We start from the raw sequence: 12,139 nt of genomic DNA on the forward strand, positions 1-12,139 counted from the left end.
GGGTTCGATGCGTGCCGAAGGAAGATCCGCCCGCCCACACCCTGTCGCTGACGGTGCTGATGACGCCCGAAACCGCCAACTTCGCCGGCAACGTGCACGGCGGTCACCTGCTCAAGGTGCTCGACCAGGTCGCCTACTCGTGCGCCAGCCGCTACGCACGGCGTTACTGCGTCACCGCCGCGATCGACCGGGTCACGTTCCGCCAGGCCGTGCACGTCGGTGAGCTGGTCACCTTCCTGGCCTCGGTCAACTACACCGGACGATCCTCGCTCGAGGTCGGCATCCGGGTCGAGGCCGAGGACGTGCTCACCGGCGTCCGGCGGCACACGACCAGCTGCTACTTCGCGATGGTCGCGCTAGACGCCGACGGCAACCCCCAGCCCGTGCCGCAGCTGGAGGTGACCGACGAGCTCGGGCGCCGGCGCTGGGCCGAGGCCGAACAGCGGCGGGCATTGCGGCTGGCGGAGCGGCGCGCCGAGACAGACGACTACGGCTTATGGGTCATGCCGCGCATTTGGTAGGGGCAGGCGGCGACGTGGATGTCGTCATATACGACCCCGTGGGCGAGGCCACGCAATCAGCGGCCGTAGTGGTAGCGGCAGGCGGCGATCCGGATCTCATCGCCGACGGTCTTGTAGACGAGCCGGTGTTCGTCGGTGATGCGTCGCGACCTGTAGCCGGCGAAGTCGTGCTTGAGAGCCTGCGGCTTGCCCATGCCCTCGTCGCCGTTGCGGGCGACCTCCTCGATGAGGGTGTTGACTCGCTTGAGGACCCGACGGTCCTGCGCCTGCCACCACAGATAGTCGTCCCAGGCGTTCTCGTCCCAGACGAGGAGCATGCTCAGTCGGCCTCGATCGCGTCGTGGCGCTCACCGCGGCCGGACTCCAGTCGCTCCATGGCGTCGAGAAGGCGGCGCGCGTTCGCGGGGGAGCGCATCAGGTAGGCGGTCTCCTTGAGCGCTTCGTAGTCCTCGAGCGAGACGATCACGACGGGCTCATGCCCGGCGCGAGTGATCACGACCTCTTCTCGGTCGTTGACCACCGAGTCGAGAACCTCGGCATAGCGAGCCCGTGACTCTGTGTAGCTGAGCGTTTTCATAGTTGCGTCCTCCTACCTGTACAGAAAAGTGTACGCTCTGAGCAGCCCTTTCACGAAGGTCGGCCCCGCCCCCGGACACGCAGCGGTAGAGCGAACTCACGTTGCATCGCACCTGTGGGATGTCGATCACGGACACGCCGGACTGCGGCTGGGGAAGAGGTCATACCTTCCGGAACGCCGGTGGGGCGGGCGGGGCTCGAACCCGCGACCCAGGGATTATGAGTCCCCTGCTCTGACCTGCTGAGCTACCGCCCCCTGCCGGACGCCTGGGCCGGCATGGCATCCAAACCTCGATCCAGAGAGGCCGGACGGCCGATCGGAGTCTAGCCAACTCGAACCCGGTCAGCCCGACAGCGCCGCCTTCACCACCCACACCTTGTGGTCGGACAGCGAGCCCGGGTCGAGCAGTTCCTGGCCGCTCACCTTCAGTCCCTGGCCGAACACAGCGTCGAGTCGCTGGTCGCCGACGGCGTTGACGGTGTCGACGTGCCGGGTCGAGCGCCGGAAGCCCAACGGTTCCAGCACCGAGAACGACTTGCCGGTGTTGAAATCACCGCCCACCATGGTCGGGACGCCACGCCGATACAGCTGCATGCCGGCGGCGACGTCCTCGAGTTTGCCGCCCAGGTCGGTGACGGCACTGGGCCGCACGTGCATCGAGATGACGTCGAGGGCCAGCCCGCTCCCCTGGCGATCCCGCAGCGTCACCCGAACGGCACCGTGCACCCCGGCCGTGCCGAAGTCGACGGTGCGGCACCCGCTGTGCTGCCACTTGTGCGAATCCCACAGCACGCAGGCGTACCCCACGCAGAACAGCTTCCACCGCCTGGCTCCCAGCACCGCCCGAATGGCTTCTCGGGACGCCTCCGGCACCTCGCACAGGGCATAGACCGAACACTTCATCTGGTCGCGCAGGTACTCGCCGCGCCGCGGCGTGTCGTCTGCGAGGCCGCCGAAGCGTTCCGCACGCAGGTTCGCCTGGCCGAACCGGAAGCGGCGCCGGGGCGCGACCTCCACCAGTTCGAGTGGGACGCCGGCCTGCTGGTCGATCGCCCCCGTGTCGGCCACATCGTTGGTGCCCGGTTTGGTCAGGGCGAGCCGCATCGCCAGCACGGTGGCGAGCCGGACGACCCCGTCGGGGGTGAGGCCGTGTTCGCGCTGGAAGGCGATCACCGCGCCCTGCGTGGCCGGGCCGAACTCGTCATCGGGCCGCAGGTCGTGCCCCAGGGCGCGCAGCAGGTCGATCAGCGCCGCCACGTCCGGTCCGCGGTCGTTGCCGTCCTTGGAGAGCACCCGGTCACCGAGGACGAAGTCGGGCCGGGCGCCGGGCGGTCCCCACGGCGACTTCAGGCAGTCGAGGACGTCACGCCGGAACCGTCCCATCGGCGCGAACGGGTCGCCCGGCTTGCGCCGGGTGTGCTCCTTGTGTGCACCCACGCGCGGCGCGTCCCCGAGCGGCCAGCCTCCGGCCAGCTGGCAGGCGGCGGCGGTGGCCACGGCGGCGCGATAGGTCCACTCGTCCCACTCCTTGGCCCCGCCCGCACCGTCGATCTCGATGCCGACGGTGCGCCTGTTGATCGAGAAGGTGCGGGAGTCGGCGCCCGGATCGAGGTCGCGGTCGAGCGGGGCGGTGCCGGCCAGCACCCGCTGGTAGCAGGCCTGATGGGTGTAGCCGCCGTGGCTGGCGCCGCCGGCGCAGATGAACCGGATCCGTCGCTCCAGCACGTCGATGTGCACGTTGGCCAGCACCCGCAGCTGCGGACGGTCACGAGGGTTGACCAGGTAGCTCGTCGCGGTGGCCGCGCCGCCGGTGTGGTGCACGGTCACAGCCTGCGGCATCGTCACCGTCGAGGAGTTGGTGCGCGTGGCCCAGCCCGGCCACCAGTCCAGGTAGTCGTCCCAGCCCCAGTCGGTCAGTTTCGCGGCCACCCTGCGGTAGTAGGCGGCGTTCTGCCTGATCCCCATCGCTGCCACCTCCCACCCTGTCGGACGCCCCGCCAGCGGCCACGCTAAGCGGGTGGACGCGCTGCGGGTAGTGGACGAATTGCCCAGTCCGAGCCGGGTCGGACGCAGCTCCTGATTGGCCCGGAGGGCCTACTCGGACGCGTTCACCGCCAACTGCCCGAGCACCGTGCGGGCCTGCCAGGGGGTGATGCCGGGATGCGCCGCGGCGATCCGGGCCAGGTGCCCGGCCACCACCGGGGCGGCGAAGCTGTTGCCGGTCGCCATGATCGTCGAGCCGCCGCCCCAGGCCACCTCGACATCGATGCCGCAGGCTCCGAAGTCGGCCGGGCCCTCCGGATTGCACCACACGCGTTCCCGGTCCGTTCCGGGCGCGCAGGCGACCGAGAACACCCCGGCGAACTCGCTCGGTATCGTCCGCTTGGGCTCGTTGGCCATCGCACAGACAAGCAGCGTCCGCCGCCGAACGGCGCGGTCGACAAGCTCGTGGAACACGTCGAACCAGCGGTCGTTGGTGGTCGACAGGCTGAGGTTCGCCACGGCCACCCCGTTGTCGAGGCACCACTCCAGGCCGTGGGCGAAGGCGAGCGCCGAGCCGCGCAGATTCGGCCCCAGCACCCGCACGCTGACCAGTTCGACCTGCGGCGCCAGCGACGAGATGATGCTGGCGCAGGCCGTGCCGTGGCCGTACAGGTCGTCGTGCCGCCCCGACTCGACCCGGACGCCGCCGGGCGCGTCGGCGTCCAGGGTGACCGCCACCCATTGGGCGACCGGGCCGACCAGCGGGTGGTCGCCGTCGATCCCCGAGTCGATCACCGCCACCCGGACGCCGCGTCCGGTGCGGTCGCCGTAGGCCCAGTCCGGGGTGAGCGGGGCGGGCAGGTCCAGCCTCGGCGCACGGCCCGGCCCGCCGTCGTGGAACGCGTCCGACCAGGCGGGCAGGTCGTCGGTGGCGCTCATCGGTCGATGGCGTCCAGGACCGCGAGCAACGCCGTGCGTGCCCGGGCCCGATCGGCCGCGGGGAGCCGGTCCAGCCGTGCCTGGAGGTCGTCGGACGGGCCGTGCTGGGCACTGAGCAGCTCCGCGACCAGTTCGGTGACCCGGCCCAGGGGCAGCGCGTCGGCCAGCGGGGAGGGGGTGCCGGAGCGGTCCAACAGCGTCAGCACCGCGACCACCTCGCCGTGGCCGTCCTCGACCGGAATGCACTGGATCGCCGACGGCAGGTAGCCGGTGGCCAGCGCCGTCTCGCGGGCGAAGCGGGGGTCTGATTCGGGTTCGCGCACCGTCAGCGACTGGCCGGTGGCGGCGGCGAAGCCGGCGATGCCGCGGCCGGCGGGCAGCCGGGCACCGACGATGGCCTCGGCGCCGGCGCCGTCGGCGGCCACGTAGTGCAGATGGTCGTCGGCCACGGTGGCCACCGACACCGCCGCCGAACCGGTGCCCCACCGGACCAGTGCGCACACCGCCTGTAGTCCGCTCACACCGAAGATCCTCCCAGCAGGTCGCGGGTTTCGCCCACCGCATCCCCGGCCGAACTCGGGTGGCAGTGCCGACGCCCCGGCCGCCGTCGAACCGCCGACCGGGCGCGCACGACCCCTGGACTTGACCGATCTGTCGCCGTCCGCACAGCCGATGCGTAGCGCCCAACACACGTCCAGGCATTCCGCGGCACCGTTGTCGTGGGTCATACTCGTCCCAGAGTGGACCGGGGAGGTGCGGCGATGGCCGTGATCCGGTGTGGCGCGTGTGGCTCCGAAAGCACTGTCGGCAAGCGGTTCTGTGCGGACTGCGGGACGCCGCTGCAGTTGGCGTGCCCGTCGTGCGGCGGACAGGTCGGCCAGGGCCAGCGGTTCTGCGGCGACTGCGGCACGCCGTTGACCGGCCCGGCCGTTGGCGCCGCGGGCGTCCCGCCCCAGGCGTCGACCCTCGACCCCGCAACCTCCCTCGACCGGACGGCGTCCCAGGCCGCACCGCTGTCGCAGCGGCGGCTGTGTTCGGTGCTGTTCGTCGATCTGGTCGGCTTCACGACTGTCTCGGAGGCCCGCGACCCCGAAGAGGTGCGCGAACTGCTAAGCGGCTACTTCGATCTGGCCCGCACCGTCGTGGGCCGCTACGGCGGCACCATCGAGAAGTTCATCGGCGACGCGGTGATGGCCGTGTGGGGCACCCCGGTCGCCACCGAACTGGACGCCGAACGCGCCGTGCGGGCCGCGCTCGACCTGGTCGACGGCGTCCAGCAGCTAGGTGCCGAGTGCGGCATTCCGCAGTTGACCGCGCGGGCCGGGGTGCTGACCGGCGAGGTGGCGGTGACCATCGGCGCCACCAACCAGGGCATGGTGGCCGGCGACGCGGTGAACACTGCCGCCCGGATCCAGAGCGCCGCCGCCCCCGGCACCGTCTACATCGACGCCACCACCCAGCGGCTGACGGCCGACGCCATCCTCGCCGCCGAGCGCGGCCCCCACCTGCTCAAGGGCAAGACCGAGCCTGAGCCGCTGTGGCAGGCGACCCAGGTGGTGTCGGCGACCGGCGGCACCCAGCGCGTCGACGGCCTGGAGGCGCCGCTGATCGGCCGCAACGCCGAGTTCCGGTCGATCCGGGAGATGTTCCACGCCAGCGCCGATCGGCGACAGCCCAGGCTGGTGCTGGTCACCGGCCCGGCCGGGGTCGGCAAGTCGAGGCTCGGCTGGGAGTTCGAGAAGTACGTCGACGGCCTGGTCGACACCACGCTGTGGCACCGCGGCCGCTGCCTGGCCTACGGCCAGGGCATGGTCTACTGGGCGCTCGCCGAAGTCGTTCGGCAACGCTTCCGGATCGCCGAGGACGACCCCCCCGACGTGGCCGCCGCCCGCTTCGCCGAGGGCCTCGACCGCTGGGTGCCGGACGCCGCCGAGCGCGACTTCATCGCCCCGCGGCTCGGCCGGCTGATCGGCGTCGCCGGCCGCGGCGACAGCGGTGCCTCCCTGGCCCGCGAGGACCTGTTCGCCGGCTGGCGCCGGTTCTTCGAACGGTTGGCCGCAACCCACCCGGTCACCATCCTGATCGAGGACCTGCACCATGGCGCGGCCGACCTGCTGGACTTCCTGGACCATCTGGTCGACTGGGCACACAACCTGCCCATCTTCGTGCTCGCGTTCGGCCGCAGCGAGCTGGAGCTGACCAACCCCGGCTTCGGTTCGGGACGCAACCGGGCCACGATCGCCCTCGACCCGCTGGACGCCACCTCGATGGACGCCATCGTGGACGCCCTCGTGCCCGGCATGCCGGCCGTCGCCCGCCGGCAGATCACCGAACGCTCCGAGGGCATCCCGCTGTACGCGGTGGAGTCGATCCGCGCGCTGGTCGACCGGGGCGTCATCCAAGAGACGGACGCCGGCTACCGCCTGGTCGGCGGCGCACAGGCCATCGGCCGGCTCGCAGTGCCCGACAGCCTGCGGGCCCTGCTGGCGGCCCGGCTGGACGCCCTCGACCCGGTGGCCCGGCGGGTGGTCGCCGACGCGTCCGTGCTGGGTGCCACGTTCCCCGCCGAGGCGCTGATGGCGGTCTCGGGGCTCGACCGGCCCGAGGCGTCCCGGGTGCTCGCCGACCTGCTGCGCCGCGAGGTGTTCACCATCAGCGCCGACCCGCTGTCTCCGCAGCGCGGCAACTACGGCTTCGCCCAGGAAATGCTGCGTCAGGTCGCCTACGACACCCTGTCGCGACGCGACCGCAAGACCCGTCACCTGCGCGTCGCCCAGCACCTGCGCGACACCTTTCCCAACGACGGCGAAGAGGTGGTGGACGCGGTCGCCCGGCACTACGCCGACGCGCTCGATGCGGCCCCCGAGGACGCCGACCGGGACGAGATCCAGCAGCAGCTCGTGTCCACGCTGGTGCGGGCGGCGGAACGGTCCCGGCGCACGGGGGCTCCGGGACGCGCCGCGGAATCGTTCGCCGCGGCGGCCGACCTGTTGGTCGGCGACGAACCGTTGACGGCGGCCCGGCTGCTGATCCGCGCCGCCGACACCGGCGGTGTGGCCACCGATCAGTTCCAGATCGTCGGTTGGGCCGAGCGTGCCGGCGAGCTGGCCCGCGCGGCCGGTGCCGGCCGGATCGAGGCGATCGCGATGATGTGGAAGGGCCGGTCGTTGCGGCGGCTGGGCCGGCACACCGAGGCGCGCGAGCTGCTCAGCCACGCCCTGTCGGTGCTGCGAACCGACCCCGATCTGGACACCCTGGACGCCCTGGAGTCGCTGGCCTCGCTGGAGACGTTCGCCGGGACCACCGACGGCCTGACGGTGTTGGGAGAGATGTTCGAGCTTGCCAACAAGCTCGGGGTGGACGACCAGCGGTTCCCCAGGTTGCTGGTCAGTCAGGCCATCCATCACGAGAACGTGGGGGAGCACCGGCTGGCCGAGATGTACTTCCGCGAAGCCATCCGCTACGCCGAACGCGACGGTCTGCTCTACGAGGTGGCCGAGGCGTCCCTCAACCTGGGCAACGCGCTGTTGTGCACCGACCCGCGGGCGAGCATCGAGCCCACCCAGCGCGCCATCGACGCCGCGGTGGAGAGCGGCGGCACCTACCTGCTGGGCACCGCCTTCGCCAACCTGGCCTACGCGCACCTGCAACTCGAGGACTGGGACAAGGCCGAGCAGGCGCTGCACAGCCCGCTGCTGGAAGTGCTGGACGAGGAGTCCTACATCATGATCGGGCGCGCCCTGCTGCACGGGCTGCGCGGCGAGTCGGAGGCGGCCCGGCAGTCGCTGGCGCGACTGAGCGACGAGTTCATGGGCAGCGAGGACCCGCAGGACCGGGCCAGCCTGGCGTCCGCCAAAGCCGCCCTGGCGCTGGCCGATGGCGACCTGGAGGGCGCCTTCGGGTACGCGATCAGTTGCCTCACCTACCTGGGGACGCAGCTGCCCTTCGGCGGCGATGACGGCCGCATCGTCTGGCCCCTGGCCGCGCGCGCCGCGCACGAACTCGGCCGGTTCACCGACGAGGCCGACCTGCTGGCCGCGTACGAGGCGCAGCCCAAGGGCGCGGTGGCTCCGCTGCAACGGGCCGAGGCCGAACTCGTCACCGCCCGGCTCGCCGCGGTCAGCGGCGATCAGCAGGCGGCCGGACTCTTCGACAAGGCGGTGGCGACGGTGCGGCGGATCTCGCCGCCCTACAACCTGGCCCACGCGCTGCTCGACCACGCGGAGTATCTGCTCGGTGCGGGCGAGGGAGCCGGCGTGGCCGCGCTGATCGACGAGGCCCTGGCCATCGCCGTCCAACTCAGGTGCCTGCCACTGGCGGCGCGCGCCGAGACGGTGTCGGCGGCCGCGTCCGCGGGCTACGACGTGGCCGCGCCCGTGGTCAGCGGGCCGTCGGCACCGTCGCCGGACACGGCAACGGGCGGGATCTCCCCCCAGGATCCCGCCCGTACGCCCGCTGCCGAAGGTGCTCAGGTCAGATGACCCGTGCCCCCACCCCCCGTCGGCGCCGGCCGCTGCGGCGTCCGGTCGGTGACCGGATGCTCGTCGTCCAGGAACATCCCGAACCGGCCGTGACCCTCGACCTCGATGGGATCGACCTGGGCCGGACGCCGGCGCTGCGGCTGTCCGTCCCGAGCGGAGGGGTATGTGCGGATGTGACCCTCGACGTCGTCCCCCACGACGGGCTGTGCCCCCGTTGCCCGGTCACTGTCGCTCATGGTCCGCTCCCTCATTCGATCGCCCTCGGTTCGTCCGAGCCGATGGGAACATCCTGGCCGCTCGCGACCGGCCCGTCTGTGCGCACCGGCACCGCCGGTGCGTACCGGAGACGACACAACGCGGCAGGTGCGGCGCCGACGCCACGGGGGAGTGGTCATTGATGGAGTGGGAGATCCTGCGCAACCTCGAACCGGGGGACCGTCGCCGGGTGCTGGCCGGCGCTTCCCGCCGCCGCTACCGCAACGGCGAGCACCTGTTCCACCAGTCCGATCCCGGTGACTCGGTGCACCTGATCGAACGCGGCCACGTGGCCATCCAGGTGGTGAACCCGCAGGGCACCACGTTGATCCTGACCGTGCTCGGTCCCGGCGGCTTCTTCGGCGAGCAGGCGCTGCTCGATCCGGAATCGCGGCGCACGGCGTCCGCGGTGGCGGTGGGTGCGGTCGAAACGGCGGAGCTGCGCCGAACCCGCTTCCACGAGCTGCAGCGGCAGCACCCGCAGGTCACCATCGTGCTGGTCGAGATGCTGGCGGCGCAGGTGCGCAGGCTGTCCGAGCAGCTGCTGGACGCGCACACCTTGAGCGCCGAACAGCGCGTGCTGAAGCAGTTGCGGGTGCTGGCCGACAGCTTCGCCGAGGGCGAGTCGGCCGTCATACCGCTCACCCAGGAAGACCTGGCCAGCCTGGCCGGCACGACCCGGCCAACAGCCAATCGGGCCCTGCAGGGTCTGGTGGACGCCGGCCGCATCGTGTTGCGACGTGGCCGCATCGAGGTGCCGGCCCGGTCGGCGCTGGGCGAACCCGAACGCCGCCGCTAGCCCTCCGGGCGCGGGGGGAATCCGTACAGCGTGGGCAGGGCTGTGGTCGGCGTGGAGGTGTGCACGAGCCGGTCGGGGTACACGTGCAGCAGGCTGATCGCCTGCCCGCCGCCCTGGCCGCGCACCCAGCCGTCGGGCGCGAGGGGGTCGGTGCTATAGCAGCAGGCGGCCGCCACCCACACCGGCACCCCGGCGAAGCTGCTGCTGGTGGCGTAGTGCAGGTGCCCGGCGATGATGCCGCGGACGTCGCGGCCGGCCAGCACGGCGGCGAGCCGCTGCTGGCCGTGCAGCTCGATCGTGTCCGAGGGGGCGATCACCACCGGCAACGGCGGGTGGTGCATCGCGATGACGGTGCCCCGCGGCGCGGGCTCGGCCAGCGTCGCGGCCAGCCAATCGAGCTGGTCGTCGCTCAGGGCGCCGTGGTGCAGCCCCGCCACGCTGGTGTCGAGCGCCACCAACCGCAGCCCCGCCAGATCGTGCACGGCGACCAGCTCCGTTCCGGCGGCTGGGGCGTCGACACCGCCGAGCAGTTCGCTGCGGAACGCGTCGGCGCGGTCGTGGTTGCCCATCACCCAGATCAGGGCTGCGCCGAACTGCTGCGCCACCGGTTCGAGCAGCGCCCGGGCCCGGGCGTAGGAGGCCTGCGCGCCGTCGTCGGCGACGTCGCCGGTCACCACGATCGCTGCCGGGACGACACCGGACGCGGTGAGCCGGCCGATCGCGTCGCCGAGCTGGGCGTCGGCGTCCACCACCCCGAACAGCGGAGCCGCGTCCGCGGTGAGGTGCAGGTCGCTGAGGTGCACGATCACCTGCTCGGCGAGCGGATGCTGACCCGGTGTCATGCGCGTACCGTAGTGCGCCGCGTGCCTCCGTGGGAGAGGGTGCCGACCGGCAGACGACGGCGGCCCCGGGAGCCTCCCGGGACCGCCGTGTCGCGCCGCCTCAGCCGGCCGGGTTGGCCACCCGGTTGCGGGTCTGGGCGTTGTCGGCCCTGGCTTGGCTGCGCTGGGCGCCGGTGACGCACACGTCGTCGCCCACCCAGGCCTCCCGCCACACGTAGCCCTGCCGGCAGGTGTGCGCCCCGTAGGCGCCGTTGACCCAGCGCGACGCCTTCACGGCGTTGTCGTTGGCCACCTGCGCCCGGGTCGCGCCGGTCACGCAGACATAGTCGGCGGCGTCCCCCTGACGCCAGACGTAGCCGGGGGCGCAGGTGTTCGGTCCGTAGACCAGCCGGGCCGGGTTGCGCCGGGCGGAGGCCTGGGCGTTGTCGGCCTTGGCCTGGGTGCGTTGGGCGCCGGTGACGCACACGTCGTCGCCGCTGAACGCCTCGCGCCACACGTAGCCCTGCACGCAGGTGTGCGGACCGTAGGCGCCGTTGACCCAGCGCGACGCCTTCACGGCGTTGTCGGCGGCCACCTGTGACCGGGTCGCCCCGGTCACGCAGACGTGGTCGGAAGCGCGCGCCTCGCGCCACACCCAGCCCTGCAGGCAACGGTCGGCGATCTGCGAGGTGATCTGCACGGTCGCGGTGCTGCCGGTGGTGAGTACCTTGATGGTGACGCCGTTGGCGCTGATCGACTGGGCCGGCGGCTTGCCGGCGGTGTTCAGCGCTCGCAGCAGGGTCGGCGTCCCGTTCTTCACCTCGTGGATCAACACGGTGGACTTCGGAATGCCCTTGGTCCAGCCCGACTTCGACTGGTACTCCACGGTGTAGTAGTTGTACAGGTCACCGGGGTTGAACGGGACGCGGACCAGCAGGCTGCCGCTGCGGGAGCGCTTCTGCAGCGGCGCCAGCCGGACGACGCCGGACGATCCGCCGCCCGAGCCGAAGGTGCGGACGCGGTCCATCGGCAGCCAACCCAACTTGTCGCGGTTGTAGGCGTTCATCCCGACGCCGGCCTCGCCGAAGGTGCCGGTGTCGAAGCTGTAGACGTGCTGGGCGCTCATCTGATCCCACATGTCGTCGTACTCGCCGGGTTGCGACCACGTCGCGTTCTGGTAGCTGGTGTCGTTGCTGAACGAATGCCCGAGGTCGTAGCCGTGCAGCATCTCGTGCGAGGCGAAGCGGACGTTCCAGGCGCCCGGGTCGAGCAGCACCCGCCCTCCGGACGCTCCGGAGTCCATCTGGGCGTTGATGATGACGGCGATCCGGTTGCCGGCCGGGACGCTGTAGCCGGCGTTGGCCGCGGTGTTCACGCAGTCGTTGATCTTGTCCCAGCGCGACTTGCCCGCCTCCTGGGCCTGCGTGTACGGCATGGTGTACCACCCCCGGACGTCGGCGTTGATCGCGACCTTGCCGTAGCTCTGGTTGAGGAAGTAGTCGTACAACCCCTTCATACCGGCCCCGGCGGAGCCGAAGAACTGCTTGAAGAAGGTCTTGGTCTGCGGCTCGCCCGAGACGTCCGACATCTTGCACAGCAGCACCGACCAACCGTTCTCGGTGCGGATCGGGACGGCCTGCGCGCTCGGCGTCAGGCCGGGAAGGACGGCCAGGCCGGCCAGCGCGGAAACGCCGGCAGCGGCGGCCCGCAACCCGAACCGGGCGACTGCGGTGGCTGGTGGACAGGATCGAAGCATGGGCGTT

11 protein-coding genes and 1 tRNA gene are annotated in these 12,139 nt (G+C 71.7%); 3 read left to right on the forward strand and 9 right to left on the reverse strand.

Annotated elements, in window-relative coordinates; all coding sequences use genetic code 11:
• Positions 1-11: 11 nt before the first annotated feature.
• Complete coding sequence (locus tag OIE40_RS10935; RefSeq protein WP_264702264.1) at positions 12-521, forward strand: acyl-CoA thioesterase; 510 nt, start codon at positions 12-14, stop codon at positions 519-521.
• A gap of 56 nt (positions 522-577) precedes the next feature.
• Here the strand turns inward: OIE40_RS10935 and OIE40_RS10940 are convergent, their stop codons facing one another.
• From OIE40_RS10940 to OIE40_RS10965, 6 genes are all read right to left on the reverse strand, one after another.
• Positions 578-838 carry a Txe/YoeB family addiction module toxin gene (locus tag OIE40_RS10940; protein ID WP_264702266.1) on the reverse strand — a complete coding sequence of 87 codons (261 nt, stop codon included), beginning with the start codon at positions 836-838 and terminating at the stop codon, positions 578-580.
• A 2-nt stretch (positions 839-840) separates the two neighbouring features.
• Positions 841-1,098, reverse strand: coding sequence for a type II toxin-antitoxin system Phd/YefM family antitoxin (locus tag OIE40_RS10945; protein ID WP_264702268.1), 258 nt, complete (start codon positions 1,096-1,098; stop codon positions 841-843).
• A gap of 181 nt (positions 1,099-1,279) precedes the next feature.
• Positions 1,280-1,353, reverse strand: a tRNA-Ile gene (locus OIE40_RS10950).
• An 87-nt stretch (positions 1,354-1,440) separates the two neighbouring features.
• On the reverse strand, positions 1,441-3,063 hold the full coding sequence (locus OIE40_RS10955) for a peptidoglycan-binding domain-containing protein (protein WP_264702355.1): 1,623 nt from the start codon (positions 3,061-3,063) through the stop codon (positions 1,441-1,443).
• A gap of 129 nt (positions 3,064-3,192) precedes the next feature.
• Complete coding sequence (locus tag OIE40_RS10960; protein ID WP_264702270.1) at positions 3,193-4,020, reverse strand: S8 family serine peptidase; 828 nt, start codon at positions 4,018-4,020, stop codon at positions 3,193-3,195.
• Complete coding sequence (locus tag OIE40_RS10965) at positions 4,017-4,541, reverse strand: GAF domain-containing protein (RefSeq protein ID WP_264702271.1); 525 nt, start codon at positions 4,539-4,541, stop codon at positions 4,017-4,019. The genes OIE40_RS10960 and OIE40_RS10965 overlap by 4 nt, the downstream gene beginning before the upstream one ends.
• 240 nt (positions 4,542-4,781) lie before the next feature.
• On the opposite strand from OIE40_RS10965, the gene OIE40_RS10970 reads away from it, so the two are divergent.
• Positions 4,782-8,501, forward strand: coding sequence for an AAA family ATPase (locus OIE40_RS10970; protein ID WP_264702273.1), 3,720 nt, complete (start codon positions 4,782-4,784; stop codon positions 8,499-8,501).
• Here OIE40_RS10970 and OIE40_RS10975 read toward each other — a convergent pair.
• Positions 8,489-8,737 (reverse strand): hypothetical protein, encoded by a 249-nt coding sequence (locus tag OIE40_RS10975; RefSeq protein ID WP_264702275.1) that lies wholly within the window; start codon positions 8,735-8,737, stop codon positions 8,489-8,491. The genes OIE40_RS10970 and OIE40_RS10975 overlap by 13 nt on opposite strands.
• A 161-nt stretch (positions 8,738-8,898) precedes the next feature.
• On the opposite strand from OIE40_RS10975, the gene OIE40_RS10980 reads away from it, so the two are divergent.
• Positions 8,899-9,555 (forward strand): Crp/Fnr family transcriptional regulator, encoded by a 657-nt coding sequence (locus tag OIE40_RS10980; RefSeq protein ID WP_264702276.1) that lies wholly within the window; start codon positions 8,899-8,901, stop codon positions 9,553-9,555.
• Here the strand turns inward: OIE40_RS10980 and OIE40_RS10985 are convergent.
• A complete protein-coding gene (locus tag OIE40_RS10985; RefSeq protein ID WP_264702279.1) occupies positions 9,552-10,397 on the reverse strand; it encodes a phosphodiesterase in 846 nt (281 codons plus the stop codon). The two genes, OIE40_RS10980 and OIE40_RS10985, sit on opposite strands and share 4 nt — an antisense overlap.
• A 100-nt stretch (positions 10,398-10,497) precedes the next feature.
• The gene (locus tag OIE40_RS10990) at positions 10,498-12,132 is read right to left on the reverse strand and encodes a metallopeptidase domain-containing protein (RefSeq protein WP_264702281.1); all 1,635 of its coding nucleotides are present in this window, start codon (positions 12,130-12,132) and stop codon (positions 10,498-10,500) included.
• Between the last annotated feature and the right edge of the window lie 7 nt (positions 12,133-12,139).

It is taken from the genome of Micropruina sonneratiae, assembly GCF_025972045.1.
GTDB classification, from domain to species: Bacteria; Actinomycetota; Actinomycetes; order Propionibacteriales; family Propionibacteriaceae; genus Micropruina; species Micropruina sonneratiae.